Here is a 21,554-nt window from a genome sequence, read left to right as displayed (position 1 = left end):
CCGTGCTAAAGGCCGTTGTATTTGATTTCGACGGCATTATCGTCGACACCGAGGCGCTCCATTTCGAGGCACTCAACCGTGTTCTCGAGCCCATGGGGCTCGGCTTTTCCTGGGACGTCTATGTGCGCGATTTCATCGGTAATGACGACCGGGGCGTCTTTGAAGCCGTTCTTAGACAGGCCGGCCACCCGATCACAGAGGAGGAGGTCCGCCGGCTGGTCTCTCGCAAGGCGGCGACGTTTCACCACATGGTGAGTTCAGAGCCGCCCCGTCCGTTCCCCGATACGCTCGCGCTCATTCGCCGCCTGCGCGGTCGACTTCCGCTTGCGCTTTGTACGGGCGCGCTTCGATCGGACCTTGAGCCGATTTTCGGGCAGCTTGACCTTCATGACGCGTTCGACGCCGTGGTGACCGCGGACGATGTGTCCGCGTCAAAACCCGACCCCGCTTGTTACCGATTGGCCGTCCGCCGGCTCTCCGAAGCGCGAAACATCGAACTCGAGCCGCCGGATTGCCTGGCTATCGAGGACACTCCGACCGGAATTGCCGCGGCAAAGGCCGCACGACTTCGGGTACTCGCCGTTACCAATACGCACGAAGCCAAGGAACTCGGCGCGGCGGATGCCATCCTCAACACTCTCGATGGTCTGGACATCGAGGACCTCCATCGCGTGGCGGGTCGGGCGGCGGGGTAGCCCGGGGCGTTGCTTCAGGTGGAACGGGTTGATCAATCCGACTCTCGCTGCACCAGCGCTCTTGTTCCCCGACCCGATCGCGTTGTGCGACATGCCGTAATCCTCGGCGCAGGGGAGAGCGGGCTTGGTGCGGCGTTGTTGCTGCGCAAGGAAAGGGCGCGCGTGACCGTGTGGGACCGTGCTCCGTCCGATTCCGCGCTGGCGGCCCTCCATGCGATCGGCGTCAGCGCCGTGCCAACAGGTGATCGGCCGCCGTGGCCGAGCGACGCGGATCTATGCGTCATCAGTCCCGGCATTCCGCTATCTCACCCGTGGGTTCGCCAAGCGCTGGAGCACGGCATCCCCATCGTTCCGGAATTCGAGTTGGGTTGGAGTCGGTTTTCCGGAAAGACTCTCGCAATCACTGGAACTAATGGAAAGAGTACGATGGTCAAGTGGGCGGCCGAGTCGTTGCAGGCCGCTGGGCTTCGAGCCGCGCCCTGCGGGAATTACGGACCATCCGTATGTCGAGTGGTGGCGGAGAAAAAGGATCTGGACTGGTTGGTTATCGAGGCCAGCTCCTTTCAGCTTGAGGCGTCCGTGCGATTCCGCGCGGATATCGGGATCCTGCTCAATATAGCGCCGAATCACCTCGATCGGCATGGAACGATGGATGCCTACATCTCCGCGAAATCGCGCCTCTTTGCCAACGTCGGGTCCGACGACTGGTGCCTGAGCCCGCCCTCCTGGCTTGATCGCATGCGAGCCGCCGCTGGCGGCCGGGGGCGCTGGCTGACCTTCGGCGTGAGTCCGGAATGCGATGCGGAATGGCGGCCGGGATCCATTGTGCTTCGGCACGGCGAATGTTTGCGGATTCAGGGCACGTATTTCGACAATCCCGTTTTGGGACCGCATGCCGCCGCGGTCGCGGCCTCGTTTGTAGCCGCAGGGTTGCCAATCGGGGCGCTCGAAACCTCGGCGCGCGAATTTGAGCCGCTTCCGCATCGAATGCAGAAGGTCGCCGAATCGCGCGGAGTGACCTTCATAGACGATTCCAAGTCGACCACGCTATCCGCCATGTCCGCCGCGCTGCAGATGGCGCCCGGCCCCGTTCGGTTGATCGCTGGCGGCCTGTTAAAGCAATCTGATCTCGATAGTGTGAAACAAATGCTCGCTTGCCGCGCGCGTACTGTCTATCTTATCGGAGCATCAACGCACGCAATGAAGTCAGCCTGGTCAGACGTGGTTCCTTGCCGAGTCTGCGGTTCGCTGGAAGACGCGATTCGCGCGGCTTGGAGCGAGGCGGAGCGAGGAGATGTCATTTTGTTGTCGCCAGGTTGCGCGAGCTTTGATCAATTCGCGAATTACATCGAACGAGGAGTCATCTTTCGGCGGATCGCTGAGTCGATCGCCAGGAGCAGCGCATGAAGAAAACATCTGAATTCGAAAATGGGATCGTCTCGTCGGAGAATCGGTCCGGTCGGAGCCGAGGCCGGGTGGTCGCGGCGATCGCTGGCGCGCACGTGCTCGCCATAGCGGGATTTCTTTCACTCCAAGGTTGTCAGACGAGGCCGCCCTCGTCGGTGGAGCCGCCGCCGGCTCCGATCATGCCTCCCCGAGCGGATGTCGTCGCCCCTCCAACAGTTGTACCCAAACCGACTTTTCAGCCGCCCGAAGTTGTCGAACCCGCCCCGCCATCGCTCGAGGCCGCGGCGCTTCAAACCCACACGGTCGCGCCCGGTGAATCCCTCTCCCGCATCGCGCGGCGCTATGGGGTGACCGTCCGCGAGATCCAGGATCTCAACAACATTCAGGATCCCAACAAAATCCGGGTCGGCCAAAAATTAAAGCTGCCGCCCTACGCCACGCCGGCGCCTGCGGCATCACCGGCACCGACACCTAAGAAAGAACAGAAAACGACTGCGGTCGCTGCCGGCGGTGAATATGTCGTGAAGTCCGGGGACAGCCTGTCGGTCATCGCCGCGCGGCACGGAACCACGGTTCGCGCCCTCAAAGAAGTCAATAATTTGAAGTCTGACCTGATTCGGGTCGGTCAGAAATTGAAGATCCCGGCTGGAGCTCAGAAGCCTGCGGCGACGCAGCGTCCAGCTCCGTCCCCCGCGGCACCACGAGCGGCGCCATCGACTGCTCCGGCCGATCCCGCAGCCCCCGCTGCACCAGCGCCAGCTCCCGTGCCGGCGGCCGCCCCCGCGCCCATGCAAACTCCGGCTGCGCCAGCGCCCCAGCCGCCCCCAGCTCCGGCGGGTGCACAGCTCGAGCCGGCTCAGATCCCGTTTGAATACACGGTCCGGCCCAATGAAACGCTGGATGACATCGCCCGCAATTTTGCCGTTTTGCGGTCCGAGATCCTGGCGCTGAACGGCCTTCCAGAAGGCGCGGAAGTTCGACCCGGTCAGAAGATCAAGATTCCGCTAGCATCTCCCTGACCGGAGCAATGGGTCATGAAATAGCCGGGCTGCCGCGCGCGCCGGCGAATGGCTTGTTAGCCGCCGGGCCGCACCCGGACATGTGGAGAACGACGACCATACTCGTCGCGTCGGTGCTGGCGCTCACCGCGATCGGGCTGGTGATGCTTGCGAGCACGAGTTCCGTTCATGGCTTGGCGCGTTTTGACGACCCTCATTATTTCGTCAGGCGTCAGGCAGTCGCGCTGTTGATCGGCGTGGTTGCCGCGCTCGTGGCATCGCGCGTTTCGGCGGCCGCCTGGAAGCAAATGGCCCTGCCCGCGGCTATCGCGGCATTCGTCTTGTTGGTGCTGGTGCTGGTCCCAGGCATCGGAATATCCGTCAAGGGGAGTCGCCGCTGGCTTTCCCTTGGCTTTACCACGATTCAGCCTTCTGAATTGGCCAAAATTTCGCTGGTGATGCTGCTGGCCTGGTGGATGAGCCGGGTGAGGAGACGTGCGGGGGAGTGGGTGCCGGGGCTCGCCATACCGTGTTTCCTCATGGGGGCCTTGATCCTTCCCGTCCTGGCCGAGCCAGATTTCGGCACGTCGATCCTGATGGGGCTGGTTGGGTTTGCCGTTCTCTGGGCGGGTGGAACCCGATTCCGGCATCTGTTGCTTGCCGGTGCGGCGGCTGCCGGCGCGCTCACGGTCCTGATCATGCAAAATGAGGTCCGCTATCGCCGGATCATCGCCTTCCGGGATCCCGAGGCGTATGCGGAGCGCGAGGCGTTCCAGTTGCTCAACGCGATCTATGCGTTTGTGATGGGCGGGGGCGGTGGCGTGGGTCTTGGGAACAGCCTCCAGAAGCGGTATTACCTGCCCGAGGCGCACAACGATTTCATCTTCGCGATCATCGGGGAGGAGCTCGGTCTGGCGGCTTCGCTCGGTGTCGTTGCGCTCTTCGCCGTATTCTTCTTCACTGGCCTGCGGATTGCTGCGCGGGCGCCAGATCTCTTTAGCCGTCTGTTCGCGCTGGGATTGACGTGCATGATCGCCTTCCAGGCCGCTATCAACATCGGCGTGGTGACGGGCAGTTTGCCCACCAAGGGCATCCCATTGCCCTTCATCAGCTACGGCGGGACCAGTCTAGTCGTATCGCTGACGATGGTAGGCATGCTGGTAAGCGTCGCCCGCCATGCGGGGGACGCCGATCCCACGTTGACGGCCGTCAAGGATCGCGTCCGACGCCTTTAGACAACTTTAGCCTTTTCGGGCGCTCGCCAGTGGAGAATGGCGGTGTTCGAGATACCAGTCGATGGTTCGGCGCAGTCCCTCGTCGAACGGCACTTCGGCGCGGAATCCAAACAGTTCCCAGGCCCGTGTCGTATCGAGGCAGCGCCGAGGCTGGCCGTCGGGCTTGCTCGTATCCCAGACCAGCTCCCCCTCAAATCCGCACATTCGCGCGATTTTCTCCGAGAGCTCGCGGATACTGATTTCCATCCCGCTGCCAATATTGACGGGCTCAGGTCCGTCGTACCGCTCCGTCGCCAGTGCAATCGCTCGAGCGCAATCCTCAACATAAAGAAATTCCCGCGTGGCTCGCCCGGTGCCCCAGCAAGTCATCGTCCGAGCGGCGGTTTCGCGCGCTTCAATTGCCTTTCGAATGAGCGCCGGGATGACGTGGGAGCTTTCCGGGTCAAAATTGTCTCGCGGACCGTACAGGTTGACCGGCAGCAGGAAGATCGAATTGAAGCCGTACTCCTGACGGTACGCCTGCCCTTGGACGAGCATCATCTTCTTCGCAAGGCCGTAGGGCGCATTCGTCTCTTCCGGATAGCCGTTCCAGAGGTCCGTTTCCTTGAAGGGCACGGGCGTAAACTTGGGGTACGCGCAAATGGTGCCGATGTTGGTCATTTTTTCGACACCCGCCAGTCGCGACTCTTCGATGAGATGAATGCCCATTGCCGCATTGTCGTAGAAGAATTTGCCCGGGTGGGCGCGATTGGCGCCGATTCCGCCGACCACCGCCGCCAGATGGATTACGATGTGCGGTCGGATGTCGCGTAAACAGGCCCGCACCGCTTCTGGCTTCCGAAGGTCATAATCCCGGCTGCGGGGCGCGGCGATGTCGGTGGCGCCGCGGGCGCGGATCGCCTCAATCACGTGATGGCCGAGAAAGCCGGACCCTCCGGTCACCAACACACGCTTGTTGCTCCAAAAGTTCTTTGTCATGCCGTGCGGACTTTCCGCTTGATCCGTTTGTTGTCATCCTAAACCGTGTCGCCGCGGTTTACAGCATATTTTCCGGATGAAGATCAGCGTCATCACCCCGAATTTCAACGGCGCGCGTCACCTTGAGGAATGTCTTCGCAGTGTACACGCCCAGCGCCAGAGCGGCGTTCAGGTCGAGCACATCGTCGTGGACGGAGGCAGTACCGATGGTTCGCTTGCTGTGATCGAGAAATACAAGGACGGCATCGACCACCTGATCGTCGAGCCAGACAAGGGCCCAGCGGACGCGATCAACAAAGGTTTTCGAGCAGCTAGTGGGGATTGGGTCGCCTGGCTGAACGCCGATGACGCGTATTCTCCAGGGGCTCTTGTCCGCGTAGCGGAGGCCGCGCGAAAACATCACGATGCCGCTTTTTTGTTCGGTCGTTGCCGAATCGTGGACGAGCAGGGCGCGGAAATCCGCCGGGGCATCACCCGGTTTAAGGAGCTGTTTTTTCCGATTTCGAGTCGCTTTGTGTTCCAGTGCATCAACTATATTTCCCAGCCCGCGTCCTTCTTTCGCCGATCCGCCGTCGAGGCGGCTGGCCCGCTCCGGTTGGACCTCAAAGCGGCATTCGATTACGAGTTCCTCCTTCGCCTTTGGCGTGTGGGCGCTGCAGCGCGGATCCCGGGGCCGCCGCTGGCAGATTTCCGCTGGCATGCGGCTTCGATAAGCGGTCAGCATTTCGTCCGCCAGTTTCGCGAGGAATTCGAAGCCGCTCGCGCGGATGCGGGACGTTTCGCGCCTCAAACCGCGATCCACTGGTTTGTGCGGTGGGGGATCGTGGGCTGCTATACCTGCATGGCCGCCGCGCGGCGATGGGCGGGCGGAGAATGAAGGTTGCAGTCAATACGCTCTTCCTCATTCCCGGCGAAGTGGGAGGATCGGAGACCTACCTCGTTGAAACGCTCCGCGCCCTTACGGCGGCTGACCCTGCGGTTCAGTTGATCCTCATAACAAATGAGGAAAACGACACGTTTTTACGGCAGCATTTCGGAGGCGCAGCAAGCTTTTCCTTTTTGAGATTACCCCTGCGCGCCTCCAACCGCCACGCCCGCATCGTGGCGGAGCAGACTCTCCTTCCCGCCAAGCTGAGAGCCGTCCGACCGGATCTGCTGTGGTCCCCCGGTTATACGATGCCCCTGTGGGCGCCGTGTCCGCAGGTCGTGTCCATTCTGGACATGCAGTATCGCAGCCACCCCGAGGACCTATCGACCCTTGCCCGTTGGACTACTCACGTGCTGGTTACCTTGGCCGCGACGCGGGCCGACCGCATTTTGGCCATCTCCAATTTTTCGGCGGATGAAATCAAGCGGTACACCCGAGCGCCAGCGGAACGGATTTCCGTGACGCCTCTTGGCGTAGACCGAATTTTTTTCGAGCCGTCGGGAGCCGCGGAAGTGCAGGCGGTGCAGAGCCGATATCTGCCGGCCAACGTGCCGTTTTTATTTACTGTCGGCCACAGCCACCCGCACAAAAACCTCGATTTTCTTGTCCGCGCGTTCAGCCGCATCGCCGGGTCAGTCCCGCATCACCTCCTGATTGTGGGCCGGGAACGACGCGGCGAGGCGGCTTTGCAGCGCGCCATGGCCGTGGCGCCAGCAGGACGTGTGCACCGAGTCCGCGCCGTCGCGCGCGGCGAGCTCGTGGCGCTTTACCAGGCTTGCGCCGCTTTCGTGTTTCCCTCCCTATACGAGGGGTTCGGACTGCCGTTGCTGGAGGCGATGGCCGCAGGGGCGCCGTGCCTTGCGACCGGTCAAGGTTCTACGAGAGAGGTCGGGGGGGGCGCCGCGCGCTACGCCGACGGGCGCGATGAATCGAGGTGGGCGGAGGCCATGATGGAACTTGTGAGCCTATCGACGACCGATCGGGAGCGGATTCGGGAATCGGCGCGCCGCCGAGCGGGCGAGTTCACCTGGGACCGGACCGCCCGAACGACGCTGGAGGCGTTTCGGGCCGCGGCTCGAAGGGGATCGCCCTCAAAAAACTCGCTTTCCTGAATGCGAACGGAAAAACTGCGCGCATATGTCGAAGCGAGCCGCCCCCAGAAAAGAAACCCATGAGTCGCCCCCCGAGCTGGGCCAGGCGCTCAGCCTCATCCGGGAGCGCCCGGACCTCGTGTCCCGAGTGGTCGCCTGGCTGCTGCTTGTCGTCTACGCATGGAACGTGTGGGTCACTACGTGGGCGCATGAGCCTTGGCGCGATGAAGCCCAAGCGTGGCTATATGCTCGGGATGCGGGCTTGGCAGAACTCTTCTACGACCTGCGGTTCGAGGCTCATCCTGCACTGTGGTATTTGATGTTACTGCCATTCGCCAAGGCGGGGTTTTCGTTCGACGCTATGCGACTTCTCCACTATGGGGTCGTCCTCGGCGTGATGGCCCTCTTTTTATTTCGAGCGCCGCTGCCGATGTGGCTAAAGGCCGCCAGCGCGTTTTCTTTCTATTTTTTCTGGCAGTACGCGATGGAAATGCGCGTCTATGCGATCGGCTTCCTGCTCATGTTTGCCGTCGCGTGGCTTTATGAACGCCGATTCGACCATCCCTTTCGCTATGCAGTCCTTGTTTTCCTGCTCAGCAACACGAATGTCCACATGGTGCTTGTCGGCGCTGCGCTCGTAGGCGCCTATGCGCTGGAATTACTGCTGGCTCGCACGGCGGAGCCGCGGAAGTGGGCAGCCGTTGGAGTCATGGCATTGGGGGTTCTGCTCTGTCTCGTGCAAGTGGGACTGATCGGCGGCGGAACAACGCACCGTTACGTCTATAATTTCAATGAGGTCCACAAGTATGTCGTGGGCGCGTTTTTTGCGATGCTCAGTCCGGGTGATTTCCTGATTCCGGCCGGTTGGCTTTTTCTGGCCTTGACTCTCTTACCGTTTGCGAGCAGGCCGATTTCGCTTTTGATTGTCACCTCGATCTTGGTCGCCAACTTTGTGATTGCCCTCTACAAGGGTTCAGGTTTGCGCCACTACGGTGTGGTGCCGCTGACGCTCATGTGGGGATACTGGATTGCGCGCTCAGAACCTGACCGCTGGGCGTTGCCGTTTCCGAAAGGATGGTCCGAATACGGAGATCGCCTCCGGATTGCTTGCCTCGTGCTGGGCATCTCCGCCGTCATCTGTTTGCCGGTTGCCTTCCAACTGCATGATCTCGACCGGCGCCTCGATTTCTCCGGAACCGCCCGAATGGCGGATTACTTGAAGCGCAACGGGTTGCTCGACAAGCCCATCGCCGTTCACCGCTACTGGCATCTGAGCAGCCTTCCCCTTTATCTGCCGGGAGCGACCTTTTGGAATGTCGCGCTCGACCGCCGCGTGACCTTTGTCCGCCAGGATCACGCCACAGTCGAGGCCCACCAAATGCCCTACGACAGGGCGATCCTCCGGGCTATGCAGGCCGTCCCCCCTCCTCAGCCCCTTTACTTGCTACTGGATGCTCCCCTCGATCTTTCCAAAGCTGGATTCGAGATGGTGTACAAGGTCGACCAAACCGTCTTCGGCAGCGATGAGCGCTGCTATCTCTACCGACGCCGCTGAAACCGGGCCTGCCGCAGATGCGTCCGCTGATCACCGTCCTCTGTGTGCTTTTTGTTCTGGGGATCCGCATTCCGGCGATCCTCGCGCGGAGCGATGGATTCGCCGTTTTCTGGCACGAGAAGGAGAAATATGTGCCGCTGCGTGAGCTATCGCGCGCCTACGACATGAGCCTCTCTGGCCCCGACGATCAGCGCCTGATCCTTCAAAATCGCACGCGGAAGATCGTGTTCAAAGTGGACAGCCGCGAAGCCACCGTCGACGGCGTTACGGTCTGGATGCACGCACCGTTGGAGCGGATTCGCGACCGATGGTCCATTCGCGAGGTCGATGCGCGCACGGTGATTGATCCCCTGATCCGGCCGGAGCGGCATCTCCGCGGGATCGGCCACCGGATCGTGGTTCTGGACCCCGGACACGGCGGCCACGATACCGGTGCCAAAGGGCGCCGCGGGGTGGAAGAAAAACGTGTCGTGCTTGATCTCGCGCGCCGCATTCGCGCCCATCTGGTCAATGCTGGCGTGCGCGTGTATCTCACCCGCGAGAACGATCGATTTGTCGAACTAGACGAGCGCACCCGAAAGGCCGCGCGCTGGCGGGCCGACCTATTTGTGAGCATTCACCTAAACTCCGCCGCCAACACCTCGGCGGCGGGAATCGAGACCTACGTGCTCGCCGCCGCGGGATACGAATCAACCGCCGGCGGCCTGTCCAACCTCACGCAGCCCGGGAATCGCTACGAAGCGGCCAACGGAATCGCTGCCTACCTCATCCAGCGTTCGATGCTGCAGCGGCTCCGGGCGCCAGATCGCGGGGTGCGGCGCTCTCGCTTCCTTGTCCTGCGAAATGCGCCGTGCCCCGCGCTGCTGATCGAATGCGCATTCGTGTCCAATCCACAGGAGGAAGCCCTTCTGCTCAAGGAGTCGTATCGCGCCACCCTTGCCGAAAGCATCGCACGCGGCATTTTGGCGTATCTCCATCTGGTACGCCGCTCTCAAGGAGAGGGCCCATGAGACGTAGACCCGCTGGGGAGAGGAGCCGCCCCCTCCACTTCAAGTACTACATGTTTGACTGGGACGACAACATCCTGCACATGCCCACCCGCATTCATCTCGAAAAAAAGACGCCGCGCGGCTGGATCCCTTGGGATGTTTCGACCGCCGAATTCGCCCGCATCCGCCGAACCATGAAAAACTGCCGGCCGCTCGGCAACGACTGGGACCGCGCCTTCTCGGATTTTTACGACATCGGCTCCCGGGGCGCGGAAGCGTTCCTTGACGACACGCGCAAGGCGCTCCAGCCCATTATCGAGGGCCGCGCAAAAGGCGCCCCGAGCTTCCGGAAATTTCGGAATGCTCTCGTTGAAGGCCGCCTCTTTGCGATCATCACCGCCCGCTCACACAGCGCCGCGTCGATCCGGCAGGGCGTCGAGTATTTCATCGAGCATGTGCTGACGCCGAAGGAAAAGAAAAAAATGATCGATAATCTCCGCGGATACATCGCCTATTTCGATGGAGATCCGTACGGACTGTCCGACAGCGAGGTTCTCAAGCAATATCTCGACCTCTGTCGCTATCGCGGGGTCACCTCCCCCGAATTCCAAGAATTGATGGGCCACCGCCTCAGCGGCGCCGAGAGCCCGGAAAAGGCGAAACAGGCCGCCATCCGCGAGTTTGTTGAGCACGCCATGAGCCTGCTCCGCGGCCGGCGCCGCGCGGAAAGGGTCAGCATCGGTTTTTCCGACGACGACCGTCATAACCTGGAGGCCGTCGAGCAGTTCATTCGTGCGGAACTCGCGCGGGAATATCCCGGCGTCAAATTCGTCGTTTACGACACCTCTGACCCGCGTCGTCCGTCCGGCCGAAAAATCGTGATTCAGAGGGGGGCGTTGCCCGGGGATCGGCGCCGATCCACCCGCCCTTGAATCCACGAACAGGGTTCCTACACTGGCGTTATGGGCAGGGAGCGGGCCGAAATATTTTTCCGATGCCCCGCGTGCAGCCGCAGGCTCGCCGCGGACCCGCCTGCCGCCGGCTCACTGGCCGAGTGCCCGAATTGCCGCTCCTCGCTGCAGATTCCCCATCAATCAACCGTCCTAAACCCGGCATTGCTGCGCCGTCTGCAGGCCCTGTGCCTGGCGGTTGCCGCCGGGGCGGTGTTGTTCGCGCTGGGCTGGGCGCTGGCGCGGAGCGATTCGGATCCGGCCGTGCCTGTGACAGCCAATTTCGGTTCCGCGGTCCAACCGCACACTGAGACGTCAACACCGGTCGATTCCGAGCGAGCGCCGTCCTCGTCGCCTTCGCCGCCGTCGGCGTCCGCGCCGCCCCTCGTTGCGGAGGAAATTCAGCGGGAGCTGGCCGAAGCTCGTCGCACGGCCGAAACGGCCAGGCTTCGCTATGAGGATTTGGCGAACTGGATTCTCGTCAACCTGCGCGGGCGTCTGCTGCTCCGGGAACGGCACCTGCCCCGCCTTCGCTTCGCGGCGGTTGCGGACGACTACTCCGTGCACCCCGATCTGGCGGATTTCCTCGCCGTCAATCCGCGAGAGCGCGAGCTGCTCGACGACCTCCTGAAATACGGCCGCGCCTCGATCTTATCGATCCAGCAACAGGTTCTCATCGCCACGCAGCCCGCGCCAAATGAGGTTTCCATCTACATCCCCCCCTTCGAAAAGGCCGGCGCGGAGCTTCGCGAGGATCTTTATTCCGGCTTTCGGACGGTGCTCGGCCCGGCCCGTTTTGAGCGGCTTCTCGCCGTCAGTGAGGAGGAGTTGGCCCGGGCCTACGATTTCTTCGGATCTGCGGCCCGCACCATCCAGTTCCATCTGATTCCCGGAGAATCGCCGCGCGATTCGCCGCACCTGCTCATTCGGGATGCCTGGACGATTCCGAAATCCGAATCCCGGCGTGTCACTGAAGTAACCGAAGAAGCCGCTCGGAAAATTCCGGCCCGCTATGCGCCATTTGCCGCGTGGCTGCCCCATACACTCGTTCCATATGTCGAACACTGACGCACCCGCCGGCAAAATCGGGCCGATCCGTCTGCACAAATACATGGCCCTCTGCGGCGTCGCGTCGCGCCGCGCCTGCGAGGCGCTCATCGCCGCCGGTCGGGTCCGCGTCGATGGCGCCGTCGTGGCCGGGCCGGTGGCGGTGGATCCCGCCCGACAACGCGTTGAAGTGGACGGCTGCCCAATCCGGCCGCAGCCGTTCCGGTATCTCCTTTTTCACAAACCGCGGGGCGTCTTGTCCGCCATGTCCGATGACCGCGGGCGGCGCACGCTGTCGGACCTGTTGCCCGCGGGGAGCAGCCGCCTCTACCATGTCGGCCGGCTCGACCGCGACAGCGAGGGCTTGCTGTTGTTGACGAACGACGGTGACTTTGCGCTCCGCCTCACGCACCCGCGCTACGGCGTCGTAAAAACGTACATGGTTTGGTGCGACACTCCGCTCGAGGCGAATGGGGCCCGGCGGATCGTGCGCGGCATTCGCGACGGCGGCGAATGGCTGCGCGCCCGATCCATCCGTGAGGTCGCCTCCGCGGTCTACGAAGTGGTCCTCGCGGAGGGCCGGAAGCGGGAGGTTCGCAGGCTATTCGCCGCTTGCGGGGTTCGCGTGATCCGCCTGCTCCGGACCGCGATCGGTCCGGTGCAGCTCGGCGACCTGCCGGCGGGCAGATGCCGCGAGCTCACGCCGCACGAAGTCGAGGCGCTTCGGTTCGCCGCTCGCGAAAATTTCCATCGTCTGTAAAAATGCCGCGAACCGGCTTCCATGCTATGGAATTTCCAGAGCATGGAAAAAATGGAGGCCGATCGGATCGATCAGGGACGGGAGAGCGGGCCGTTTCGCGGGCGGCTTCAGCGCGCACCGATCGAGTCGAGAAGCGCATCGACGGAGTCCTCGACGGTCATTAACCCCGCGCAGACCCGCGGCTCGAAGTCTCTCTGCCAGCGTGCCAGCAGCGGCCGAGCGGAGCGCAATTCTTCGAGGATGAGCCTGGCCATGGGGCCGCCGCCGTCCAGGAAACCGGAATCCACCATGTCTCGTTCAGCGGCGGCCCGGTCATAGGTGATTCGGCGGATGTGGGTCGTCCATCCCCGGGGCGTCCATTCGAGAATGGCGTAGGAGGGCCGAAAATCTCCATCGAACGGGAGGCCGGCCGCGCCGGCGTTGACGATGAGCCGGCCATCAACGCGGCGGCTGAAGGGGATATGCGTATGTCCGGCGACGAGCACGTCGGCGGGCGGCGAAGTTCGCTCGATCAGCGCCGCCTCGTCCATGTGGTGATACAACCCCTCGCGGTTCCCCCGCATGGATGCGTGGACAAAACGGACCTCCGAGCCGTCAGGTCCCCAGAGCGAGATTTGATCCGGCAAGGCGGCCACGGTGGGCAGGAGATCGCGCACGCGATCCGCCGTCCAGAAGGTGTGCGCAAGCGCGGCGCGTTGCCAGGGCTGCATCATTGCGGGGTCCTGTGCAGCGGCCATCAACACGTAGTCTTCATGGTTGCCCTTGATGCATAGCCAGCAGTCCCGTTCGATGCGGTCGAGCACGCAGGCGAGGCACTCCCGAGAACGGGGGCCCCGGTTGATCACATCTCCAGCGATGATCACGCGATCCGGATTGTCCCGATCGATGGCGTCAAGGACCGCCCGAAGCGCGATAAAGTTGCCATGAATGTCGGATAGAACGGCGAGGCGCACAGGTGTAAAATTCCCGCATGAATATGTACCACTCCGCTCGAAAGACAATGGGGATCGCACTTCTCTTTGCGATCGCGCTCGGAATCACCGCCCAGGCGCAAACCGGAGCGCCACAGCGCTTGGAACTTCACCTGGCGAAAGACCGACTTTCCGCCTCGAATGTGGTTAACGTGGTGACCTTCTCAGCGCCTCGGGTCGTTCCGTTGCGCGAACTGGGTCTGGAATCCTTGTCCGCGGCGAACGGAATTATGATTGCGGATGAAATTCGAATTTTTGCGAGCCGCGACGTGATGGACCGCAGCCCGGCGGTTCGAATCTGGCGAAATGCGCGGGAAGGTGGTCGGTGGTGGTATCAGACGGGAGGATCCGGCAGCGCAGAGGACCATGTGATCCAGCCGGGGCAGGTCGTCCTCGTGATCTTGCGCAGCACGACCAATGACATTCTGTGGAAGAACCCGCTTGCCGTGGAGTAGGGGATCCGGCTCTGACGGTTGGCCCCACCCCTCGTCTGCGACGCACTAGAGAAGCAGTAGCACGAGTGCCTGCGCCGTGAGGATGCGGAGGAACATCGTCAGCGCGTAAACGCTGGAATAGGTGATGGCGGGCGCATCGGACGATGCCATCTGGTTCGCGAAGCCGAGCGCCGGCGGGTCGGTCATGCTGCCGGCGAGCAACCCGCAGATCGAGAGGTAATTTAGATGGTAAACCGCTCGCGCGATGATCCCGACCGTCACGATCGGAATGACCGTGATAAGAGCGCCGAGCCCCATCCACATCAGGCCGTCTCCGGCGATCAGTGTTTCGACAAAGCGTCCGCCGGACTTCAACCCGACGCACGCAAGGAAAAGCGTGATCCCGATTTCGCGGAGTGCGAGGTTGGCGCTGAGCGGCAAATACCAGACGATCGGGCCCACACGTGCGAAGCGGCTGAGCAGGATCGAGACCAACAGAGGCCCGCCGGCAAGTCCGAGTTTGACAGGAGCAGGGACGCCGGGAATCGGCAGGGGGATGCTACCCAGCAAAACGCCGAGAATGATTCCGACGAAGACCGGCAGCACGTTGGGATGATTGAGCTGTTTGAGCGAGTCACCGAGCTCGACGGCGACCTTTTTGAGGGCATTTTCCTCGCCCACAACAGTCACGCGGTCGCCGAATTGCAGCTCGAGGCCGGCCTTGGCCAACAGTTCAGTGCCGGCGCGGTTGATTCGCGTGATGGCGACGCCATAGCGGTTGAGCAGGTCAAGCTCCCCGATAGTTTTGCCGACGGCGCTGTTCTGCGTGATCAGGATGTTGCGCACGGTCAGGCCGCTAGGGACCGACCGCACATCGACGGCGGTAAGGTCGCCGACAACCAGGGAGAGTTTCTCCGCATTGTCCGGGGTGCACACCACGTGCAAGATGTCGCCTAACTGCAGGGTGGTGTCGGCATGCGGGATGATGACCTTGTCCTTTCGCAAGAGCCGGGAGATGACGAAATCGGCTTGCACGAGCCCTGCGAGGCGGCGGACCTCTAAGCCGTTGAGCTTTGCGTTGGAAACCTGCAAGTTGAAATTACGGGGAGACTGTCCTTTCTGCCCCTGCTCTTGGTCAAAGCGGGCGGCCTCCTCTTCAATCCGGATGCCAAAGATCTTCCGGATGAGCAACATTGTGAGGATGATGCCGAGAATGCCGAAGGGGTAGGCCACCGCGTAGGCCATTCCCGGCAGCGCGAGGTCCGGGGAGTCCGGCAAGCGGTCCCGCAGGACCTGTTGCGCGGCTCCCAACCCTGGGGTGTTGGTAACGGCGCCGGACAGCAAGCCGACCAGCACGGGAACCGGCAGCCCGGTGAGGTGATAGATGGCGATCGCCGTAAGGACGCCTCCAAAAACCACGCCGGCCGCGAGAAGATTGAGCCGAAGGCCCTGTCGTCGGAAAGAGGCAAAAAAACCCGGCCCAACCTGCATTCCGATCGTGTACACGAACAGAATGAGTCCAAATTCGCGGATGAATTCGAGGATTTCATCCTCGACTGTGAGGTGAAAGTGCCCGAAGAACAGGCCCGCGAAGAGGACGCCTGCGATGCCAAGACTCACCCCGAAGATACGAATGTGTCCCAGCCCGACACCGAGCGCGATGACGGCGCTGAAGATGAGCACCGCATGCGCTGCGGAGTGACCAGTAATCAGTTGAATGAGCCAATCCATTGCATGAATCAAAACAAACCATGGCTTGTATGCGATGCGACACGCCCACGCAAGATTAGGGTCGTGAAAACTCAGTCTGTCTGCGGAGCCAGCCGGGCAACCCCTCCTGGGGTGCGAGTGGAGATATCGCCATTTTCTGGGTTGTCCTGACGGCGGGTTTTTCGGATTCTCGCGATCTCATTCCAAATGGCATCCGATGAGTAAAGAACAAGCAGGCAGCCTGGCATGGCCGCGCCGGGATTATTGGGCACTTATCGCGGCGGCAATCGCGATGGGTCTGATCGTGTATCGCGAGGCGTGGCTGCCAGGTACGGTTTTGTTCACCAGCGACGACAACATCGGCCATGTCGCCATGCGACAGCGTTGGCTGCCAGAGGGGTTCTGGCGACTCTGGGACGATTCCATTCTGGCCGGTCAGCCGGGCTTTCTATTGATCAATTCGACGAACCTGCTGCTGTGGCTACTGCCGGTTGGCCTTTTTCACAAGGTGATCCATGCCTTCGATCTTGCCGTCGGCACGATTGGCTTTGGGCTGTTTTTGCGCGCGAGGGGAGTGCGTCTGGTCCCTGCGCTGCTGGGAGCGCTTACCGCGTTCTGGCTGGGCAGCACCTTTTTTCTGACCTATGCGGGGCACATCGGCAAATTTGGCGTGGTGATGTTTGCCGGACTGGCGGTCTGGCTGATCGAGGAGGCAATACGTCGACGCTCCGCCGCATGGGGCGCGCTTGCGGGAGCGGCATGCGGGGGCATGTTTTTGGAGCAGGCGGACCTGGCGGTATTTTTCTCAATCGTTCTCGGACCCTATGCTCTATTCGCCGCTGCGCGTGAGTTCGGGCGCTCTTGGGTCCTCTGGGCGCGAACACTGGTTCCGATCGGAATCGTGGCGCTTTTGACGGCGGGCCGCGCGATCTGGGTGGCTACTTCGTTCTACGCACTGGATGGGGAGGGCTCGGAGGCCCGGACTCCGGAGGAGGTCTGGGACTACTGTACGCAGTGGAGCTGGCCGCCGGAGGAGACCATCGAATGGATTGCGCCGGGATTTTTCGGATGGCGAAGCGGCGAGACGGCCGGCCCTTATTGGGGCCGATTGGGCCGTTCCAAAGAATGGGACACCACGCGGCAGGGTTTCATGAATTTCAAGCTGGAGACGCTGTATCTGGGGTCGATCCCGGTCGCGTTTGCCTGCCTAGGGGTTTGGTTGGGGTTGCAGCGCGGACATCCGCGGCGGCTGGAAACTATATTTTGGCTGGTGGCCGTCGCCGTTACCTTCGTGCTCGGCTGTGGAAAATTCACGCCCGTCTACCGGTTGTTTTTTGAGCTTCCGGGCATGTCGTCGATCCGGGCGCCCGTCAAGTTCATGCAGGTGACGCAATTCGCAATAGGCGTGTTGGCGGCCTTCGGCCTGGATGCCCTGTTGGCATCGCAAGCGGCCGACAGCCGACGCGCGCGGCGCTTCGCTTTCGCTGCCGCCGGAGTGGCGGCGCTGCTGCTGCTGATAGGGCTTGGGATGGTTTCTTCGACCGCTACGTCCGCACAACGCTTCGCACAAGCGGGTTGGGGCCAATTCGGCGGGGTCATAGCCGAAAACCGCGCATGGTCCGTTTTGCATGCGGGCGCATTGCTCGCGGTGGCAGCGGGGCTCTGCCTGGCGCTGAGCAGACGCTCGTCGGGGCGCCTGGCATGGGCAGCCGTGGCAGTGGTTGCCGTGGACCAACTAATCATCAGTCGCCACTACGTCAAGACCGTGCCGGCGGAGGGATTTATTTCGCGCAACGCTGTGGTCGATCTGTTGGCCGAACGACTGGGCTCCCAGCGGGTTTTCATCGCGGGCCAAGATCCGGCATATTCGCACTGGCTCAACATTCTGTTTCCGTATTGCGGGATTGCGACCTACAACGCTGCGCAAATGCGCATGCCCGAAGATTACCGCGAGTATTTTCAGGCTGTGGGAAATCGTCCGGATGTCCTGTGGCCTTCATTTGCCATCGGATATCTGCTCGGTCCGGCGCAAGTCTGGCCGGAATTGGAAAGCAACCCGAGTTTTCGGGGAAAATTTTCGCTCGAATATGCGTTCAATGTGTTTCCGCAGGGCGGCGGATTCCGCGTTGCCGCCGGGACCGAGCAGAATCGCGGGCGGCATATTGTCGCGCGACATGTCGCTCCGGCACCGCGTTTCGCGCTGCTGTCGGGGTGGGAGGCGCTAGACAAGCGTCGGACACTGGACCGGATGGCGTCGCGGGAGTATACGCCGCTGGAACGAGCCCTCGTGCCGGAAACGGTTCGTCTTCCGGAGTCGACTGGTTCCGGGATTTCCGGGTCCGTCGAGATCCTTCGCTTCGAGACGGGCCGCGCGGAATTGCGGGTGGCATCCGAGTCCGGCGGCGTGCTGCGGTTCAGCGAAAAATACACTCCCTATTGGCGGGCCACCATCAACGGCGAGCCGGCGGATGTGTTTCGATGCGATCATATCTTCGTGGGTGTCTGGGTTCCGGCCGGGATTCACGCCGTCACGCTCGAGCATTATCCGCCGCGGTTGACGCTCCATGCGCAGGCGGTCGGATTTGCCTTGGCGGCGCTCGGCGCGGTGTTTGCCGCTCGAAGCAGTCGCCTTCGCAGGGATGAGGCCTGACGCGCGAGAGTCCGGTGGGGCAAGGCCGTCGCTCTCGGTGGTGATCCCCACCATGGGTCGGCCAATCCTGTTCAAATCACTGGAATCGCTTCTGGCATCGCCGGATGCCGGCCTGATCGAAATCATCATCGTCGGCATTATTCCTGATGCAGCGGTTTCGGAGCGCGTGGCGGCGCTCATTTCGGGCAACCCGCGGGTCCGGCACCTGCCCATGCGCTTTGAAACCGGCGACGCGAGTCGAAAGCGCAATGCGGGGTTTCAAGAGGCCCGAGCCGATCTAGTCGCCTTTCTGGACGACGATGTCTACGTCCCCAGCCATTGGATCGGCCGGATTCTTGACTCGTTTTCCGCGCCGGATGTCGGGATGGTGAGCGGGCCTTCGTTGGTGCCCACGGATATTTCTCTATTCGCCCGGCTGGCGGGGCTCGCGCTTTCATCCCGGGCGGCCGGTTACGTTGCGCACCGCTATCTTCGAGGCGCCGAGGCGCGCAAGCGGGTCAAATGGTCTCGGATCATCGGCTGCAACATGGTTTTTCGCCGCGAGGCGATGGAGCGACTGGGCGGTTTTGATCCAGCGTTCTACCCCGGCGAAGAGATGGTTGCGGCGTTCCGCACGGCGCGAATGGGCTACGCGCTCGTCTTCGACTCGGAGGCATATGTTTTCCACTATCCCAAGACCACCTTCCGCGGATTCTGGCGACAGATTTTTCGATATGGAGCGACGCGTGTGCGGCTGATTCGCGCCGGCGTCGATGTGGAATGGACGCCATTGGTGCCGGCGGCGTGGGTCGCGTCGCTCGTGGTGTGCGCGGCGCTGGCCGCAGTCCACGTTGCGGGGTCATGGTTGCTGGCCGCGAATGTCGCGGCCTACTTTCTTGTGGCGCTGGCGGTCACGGCGGAAGTGGTCTGGCAAACAAGGCGGTTCGCGGATTCTCTGCTCCTGCCCCTATTGCCGTTCATGCACGTCGCGTACGGAGTCGGGATCTGGTTCGAGGTTGTTCGGCCGGGCAGGGATTTGAGCGACCTGATGGGGCGTCCGACGACCTAGAGGCAGCGATGCGAATTCTCTTCATGGGCTCGGACGCATTTGCGGTGCCCGCGATCGAGGCGCTAGCGCGCTCGCCGCATCTTGTGCTCGCCTGCGTGACGCAGCCCGATCGCCCGCAGGGCCGCGGCCGAAAGGTCAAGCCCTGCCCTGCAAAAGACGCGGCTGAACGGCTCGGGATTCCGACACTCACTCCTGAGCGAATCGGTGACGCCTTCGAAGAAATCGCCGCACGGGCGCCGGAGCTGATCGTGGTTGCGGCGTACGGCCAATACATCCCCTCGCGATTACTCAACCTGCCCCCCAAAGGATGCATCAACATTCATCCCTCGCTGCTGCCGCGCTATCGGGGGGCGGCTCCGATTCAATGGGCCGTCGCAAACGGCGAGACGGAAACGGGGGTGACGATTGCCGAGGTGACGCCCAAGATGGACGCGGGACCGATTTTGTTGCAGCAAAGCCATCCCATTTTCCCTGGGGACACCGCTCTGACGCTCGAGTCACGACTCGCCAACGCCGGAGCCGAACTCATGTTGGAGGCGATCCGACTCATCGAGAACGGCGAGGTCCGGCGAACTCCGCAGGACGAGGCGTCGGCCACATGGGCGCGAAAACTGACCAAAGAGGACGGGCGCTTGGATTGGAGGCGACCTGCAACGGAGTTACACAATCAGATACGCGGCTTCGTCCCTTGGCCGGGCAGCTTTGGCTCGTTTCAGGGGCGGCGGATCGCTGTCTTGGCCTCGCGCGCAGAGGAGGGATCCGGAGCGCCTGGCGAAATTCTTGAAGCGAGCCGGAACGGGCCACTGGTCGCCTGTGGCCAAGGCGCGCTGCGTCTGCTCTCGGTGCAGCCGGAGGGAAAGCGCGAAATGTCTGGTGCGGATTGGGCAAGGGGCGCGAGGGTCTCGCCCGGCGACCGGCTCGACGTCGACACATCGGCCTAGTCCGAGCCCATCAGCGCAGCGCGAAACTCCCTGTATTCATTCCGCGGATCCAGCCAAATTCCGAAGTAGTGGCGGGCAAAATCCGCGCCAGGGATTCGAGCGAGCCATTCTCCGTTCAGGGTGAGATCGGAGCCGACGCCCGGCACGTAGGTGAGCGTGTACCGATCACCCGGCCGCACGCTGCGATACACTGCATTGATTTGGTCAACCCGCGATCGGATCGCCTCGAGCTGGTCGGGCGCCGTTTGACGCTGCAGGATTTCATTGCCGGCTCGGACAATGTCCTTGGCAGATATTTTCCTCAGATAGACGATCTCCAGGCGTTTGGGAACATCTTCCAAAACCCGATCGGTGGGAATCCCCTCGCCGACATACAGAGCGGCCCAGTACACGCGAAACACGTAGCCCACGCGCAGCAATGAAGTCCCGCGCAGCGTCAATCGCGAGCCATGAATCTCAACCAGGCGGGCGAAATGCGGCTTTTCGGCTGAAAGCGCCCGGGCGGCGGGTACGATCGCGAGGATGGTCAACAGCGCAAATATTCTTAGGCAACGAATCACATTATTTTATCGACGCTCGTCATCTCCGCCTTACGGCACGGCTGATTCCATTGACTGTGAACCTGTTTTTCGTACTCTGCAACGGATCGGAGTTTCGCTGTGGCAAACATACCCAAAACGAGGAATACGTGGCCGTGGAAGGCCCTCGGCGTCCCGCTGCCCGAGAAGAAGCCGATGCCCATTCGCGTCAAGTCGACGATTCAGGCGGCGGTGATGGCGCTGGTCGGGTTCGCCATCTTCCGGATTTGGGACCACCTGATCGGGCCGGCCATCGTTTGGACCCTAGCAGCGCTTGTCCTGGCGGGTGGATGGCTTTATCCGCCTCTCTTTCACGGATTCGAACGATTTGGAGCCAAACTCGCTTTCTGGGTATCGGCGGGACTGACGTGGGGTCTACTGACGCCCTTTTTTTACATCACGTTCACGGCGGGTCGCCTAATCCTCTGGTTGAGCCGAAAGGATCCCATGGACCGGGCGTTCCCGGATGCGGAACGCGCGTCGTTTTGGCTGCCGCGGCCGCCTGTAATCAACATGGAGCAGTATAAGAAGCAACACTGAGGAGGAGAGCGATGACCCCGCGGTAGGGCTTCGAGCGGGGGGATCGAAC

General features: G+C 62.2%; 20 protein-coding genes. 16 read left to right on the top strand and 4 right to left on the bottom strand.

Annotation, left to right across the window (positions count from 1 at the left end; translation table 11 throughout):
• The first annotated feature begins 2 nt into the window (after positions 1 to 2).
• The 4 genes from NZ740_00490 to ftsW all read left to right on the top strand — a co-directional run bounded on the left by NZ740_00490 (position 3) and on the right by ftsW (position 4,335).
• A complete protein-coding gene (locus tag NZ740_00490; protein ID MCS6770486.1) occupies positions 3 to 695 on the top strand; it encodes an HAD family phosphatase in 693 nt (230 codons plus the stop codon).
• Between the two features lie 84 nt (positions 696 to 779).
• Positions 780 to 2,102 (top strand): UDP-N-acetylmuramoyl-L-alanine--D-glutamate ligase, encoded by a 1,323-nt coding sequence (gene murD, locus NZ740_00485; GenBank protein ID MCS6770485.1) that lies wholly within the window; start codon positions 780 to 782, stop codon positions 2,100 to 2,102.
• Entirely contained in the window at positions 2,099 to 3,121 is a 1,023-nt protein-coding gene (locus NZ740_00480; protein ID MCS6770484.1) for a LysM peptidoglycan-binding domain-containing protein, read from the top strand. The genes murD and NZ740_00480 overlap by 4 nt, the downstream gene beginning before the upstream one ends.
• 80 nt (positions 3,122 to 3,201) lie before the next feature.
• Complete coding sequence (ftsW, locus tag NZ740_00475) at positions 3,202 to 4,335, top strand: putative lipid II flippase FtsW (protein MCS6770483.1); 1,134 nt, start codon at positions 3,202 to 3,204, stop codon at positions 4,333 to 4,335.
• Between the two features lie 6 nt (positions 4,336 to 4,341).
• Here the strand turns inward: ftsW and NZ740_00470 are convergent, their stop codons facing one another.
• On the bottom strand, positions 4,342 to 5,313 hold the full coding sequence (locus NZ740_00470; protein MCS6770482.1) for a GDP-L-fucose synthase: 972 nt from the start codon (positions 5,311 to 5,313) through the stop codon (positions 4,342 to 4,344).
• A gap of 76 nt (positions 5,314 to 5,389) precedes the next feature.
• Here NZ740_00470 and NZ740_00465 point away from each other — a divergent pair, with 76 nt between their 5' ends.
• From NZ740_00465 to NZ740_00435, 7 genes are read left to right on the top strand one after another with little or no spacing between them, the layout of a single operon-like run.
• Complete coding sequence (locus tag NZ740_00465; GenBank protein MCS6770481.1) at positions 5,390 to 6,190, top strand: glycosyltransferase; 801 nt, start codon at positions 5,390 to 5,392, stop codon at positions 6,188 to 6,190.
• The gene (locus NZ740_00460; GenBank protein ID MCS6770480.1) at positions 6,187 to 7,353 is read left to right on the top strand and encodes a glycosyltransferase family 4 protein; all 1,167 of its coding nucleotides are present in this window, start codon (positions 6,187 to 6,189) and stop codon (positions 7,351 to 7,353) included. The genes NZ740_00465 and NZ740_00460 overlap by 4 nt, the downstream gene beginning before the upstream one ends.
• Before the next feature lie 25 nt (positions 7,354 to 7,378).
• Positions 7,379 to 8,887, top strand: a complete 1,509-nt coding sequence (locus NZ740_00455; protein ID MCS6770479.1) for a hypothetical protein — start codon at positions 7,379 to 7,381, stop codon at positions 8,885 to 8,887.
• A 17-nt stretch (positions 8,888 to 8,904) separates the two neighbouring features.
• The gene (locus tag NZ740_00450; protein ID MCS6770478.1) at positions 8,905 to 9,897 is read left to right on the top strand and encodes an N-acetylmuramoyl-L-alanine amidase; all 993 of its coding nucleotides are present in this window, start codon (positions 8,905 to 8,907) and stop codon (positions 9,895 to 9,897) included.
• On the top strand, positions 9,894 to 10,808 hold the full coding sequence (locus tag NZ740_00445; protein MCS6770477.1) for a hypothetical protein: 915 nt from the start codon (positions 9,894 to 9,896) through the stop codon (positions 10,806 to 10,808). The genes NZ740_00450 and NZ740_00445 overlap by 4 nt, the downstream gene beginning before the upstream one ends.
• Positions 10,809 to 10,838: 30 nt before the next feature.
• Complete coding sequence (locus NZ740_00440) at positions 10,839 to 11,894, top strand: hypothetical protein (GenBank protein ID MCS6770476.1); 1,056 nt, start codon at positions 10,839 to 10,841, stop codon at positions 11,892 to 11,894.
• Positions 11,881 to 12,633, top strand: coding sequence for an rRNA pseudouridine synthase (locus tag NZ740_00435; GenBank protein MCS6770475.1), 753 nt, complete (start codon positions 11,881 to 11,883; stop codon positions 12,631 to 12,633). Before NZ740_00440 ends, NZ740_00435 begins: the two co-directional genes overlap by 14 nt.
• Before the next feature lie 107 nt (positions 12,634 to 12,740).
• Here NZ740_00435 and NZ740_00430 read toward each other — a convergent pair whose 3' ends face one another.
• Positions 12,741 to 13,586 (bottom strand): metallophosphatase family protein, encoded by an 846-nt coding sequence (locus NZ740_00430; GenBank protein MCS6770474.1) that lies wholly within the window; start codon positions 13,584 to 13,586, stop codon positions 12,741 to 12,743.
• 17 nt (positions 13,587 to 13,603) lie between these two features.
• Between NZ740_00430 and NZ740_00425 the strand changes: the two genes are divergently transcribed.
• Positions 13,604 to 14,059 (top strand): hypothetical protein, encoded by a 456-nt coding sequence (locus NZ740_00425; GenBank protein ID MCS6770473.1) that lies wholly within the window; start codon positions 13,604 to 13,606, stop codon positions 14,057 to 14,059.
• A gap of 45 nt (positions 14,060 to 14,104) precedes the next feature.
• Here NZ740_00425 and NZ740_00420 read toward each other — a convergent pair whose 3' ends face one another.
• Complete coding sequence (locus tag NZ740_00420; protein MCS6770472.1) at positions 14,105 to 15,769, bottom strand: putative transporter; 1,665 nt, start codon at positions 15,767 to 15,769, stop codon at positions 14,105 to 14,107.
• 196 nt (positions 15,770 to 15,965) lie between these two features.
• On the opposite strand from NZ740_00420, the gene NZ740_00415 reads away from it, so the two are divergent.
• Genes NZ740_00415 through fmt form a run of 3 tightly spaced genes read left to right on the top strand, consistent with a single transcriptional unit; the run spans position 15,966 to position 20,387 of the window.
• Positions 15,966 to 18,398, top strand: a complete 2,433-nt coding sequence (locus NZ740_00415) for a YfhO family protein (protein ID MCS6770471.1) — start codon at positions 15,966 to 15,968, stop codon at positions 18,396 to 18,398.
• Positions 18,388 to 19,446, top strand: a complete 1,059-nt coding sequence (locus tag NZ740_00410) for a glycosyltransferase (protein ID MCS6770470.1) — start codon at positions 18,388 to 18,390, stop codon at positions 19,444 to 19,446. Before NZ740_00415 ends, NZ740_00410 begins: the two co-directional genes overlap by 11 nt.
• An 8-nt stretch (positions 19,447 to 19,454) precedes the next feature.
• Complete coding sequence (fmt, locus tag NZ740_00405) at positions 19,455 to 20,387, top strand: methionyl-tRNA formyltransferase (protein ID MCS6770469.1); 933 nt, start codon at positions 19,455 to 19,457, stop codon at positions 20,385 to 20,387.
• Here the strand turns inward: fmt and NZ740_00400 are convergent.
• A complete protein-coding gene (locus tag NZ740_00400) occupies positions 20,384 to 20,947 on the bottom strand; it encodes a chalcone isomerase family protein (GenBank protein MCS6770468.1) in 564 nt (187 codons plus the stop codon). The two genes, fmt and NZ740_00400, sit on opposite strands and share 4 nt — an antisense overlap.
• 99 nt (positions 20,948 to 21,046) lie before the next feature.
• On the opposite strand from NZ740_00400, the gene NZ740_00395 reads away from it, so the two are divergent.
• Entirely contained in the window at positions 21,047 to 21,505 is a 459-nt protein-coding gene (locus NZ740_00395; GenBank protein ID MCS6770467.1) for a hypothetical protein, read from the top strand.
• The last annotated feature ends 49 nt before the right edge of the window (positions 21,506 to 21,554 follow it).

This window comes from Kiritimatiellia bacterium, from assembly GCA_025054615.1.
GTDB lineage: Bacteria > Verrucomicrobiota > Kiritimatiellia > CAIVKH01 > CAIVKH01 > JANWZO01.
The sequence above is the reverse complement of the archived record's forward strand: the minus strand, read 5'-3'. Positions and strand labels throughout refer to the sequence as shown.

Excerpts from the sequence above, each read along its gene's own strand:
- NZ740_00480 (MCS6770484.1), top strand. The coding sequence starts at position 2,099 with ATGAAGAAAACATCTGAATTCGAAAATGGGATCGTCTCGTCGGAGAAT.
- NZ740_00470 (MCS6770482.1), bottom strand. The coding sequence starts at position 5,313 with ATGACAAAGAACTTTTGGAGCAACAAGCGTGTGTTGGTGACCGGAGGG.
- NZ740_00450 (MCS6770478.1), top strand. The coding sequence starts at position 8,905 with ATGCGTCCGCTGATCACCGTCCTCTGTGTGCTTTTTGTTCTGGGGATC.
- ftsW (MCS6770483.1), top strand. The coding sequence starts at position 3,202 with ATGTGGAGAACGACGACCATACTCGTCGCGTCGGTGCTGGCGCTCACC.
- NZ740_00440 (MCS6770476.1), top strand. The coding sequence starts at position 10,839 with ATGGGCAGGGAGCGGGCCGAAATATTTTTCCGATGCCCCGCGTGCAGC.
- NZ740_00420 (MCS6770472.1), bottom strand. The coding sequence starts at position 15,769 with ATGGATTGGCTCATTCAACTGATTACTGGTCACTCCGCAGCGCATGCG.
- NZ740_00435 (MCS6770475.1), top strand. The coding sequence starts at position 11,881 with ATGTCGAACACTGACGCACCCGCCGGCAAAATCGGGCCGATCCGTCTG.
- NZ740_00460 (MCS6770480.1), top strand. The coding sequence starts at position 6,187 with ATGAAGGTTGCAGTCAATACGCTCTTCCTCATTCCCGGCGAAGTGGGA.
- NZ740_00465 (MCS6770481.1), top strand. The coding sequence starts at position 5,390 with ATGAAGATCAGCGTCATCACCCCGAATTTCAACGGCGCGCGTCACCTT.
- NZ740_00425 (MCS6770473.1), top strand. The coding sequence starts at position 13,604 with ATGAATATGTACCACTCCGCTCGAAAGACAATGGGGATCGCACTTCTC.
- NZ740_00410 (MCS6770470.1), top strand. The coding sequence starts at position 18,388 with ATGAGGCCTGACGCGCGAGAGTCCGGTGGGGCAAGGCCGTCGCTCTCG.
- NZ740_00415 (MCS6770471.1), top strand. The coding sequence starts at position 15,966 with ATGAGTAAAGAACAAGCAGGCAGCCTGGCATGGCCGCGCCGGGATTAT.
- fmt (MCS6770469.1), top strand. The coding sequence starts at position 19,455 with ATGCGAATTCTCTTCATGGGCTCGGACGCATTTGCGGTGCCCGCGATC.
- NZ740_00445 (MCS6770477.1), top strand. The coding sequence starts at position 9,894 with ATGAGACGTAGACCCGCTGGGGAGAGGAGCCGCCCCCTCCACTTCAAG.
- NZ740_00455 (MCS6770479.1), top strand. The coding sequence starts at position 7,379 with ATGTCGAAGCGAGCCGCCCCCAGAAAAGAAACCCATGAGTCGCCCCCC.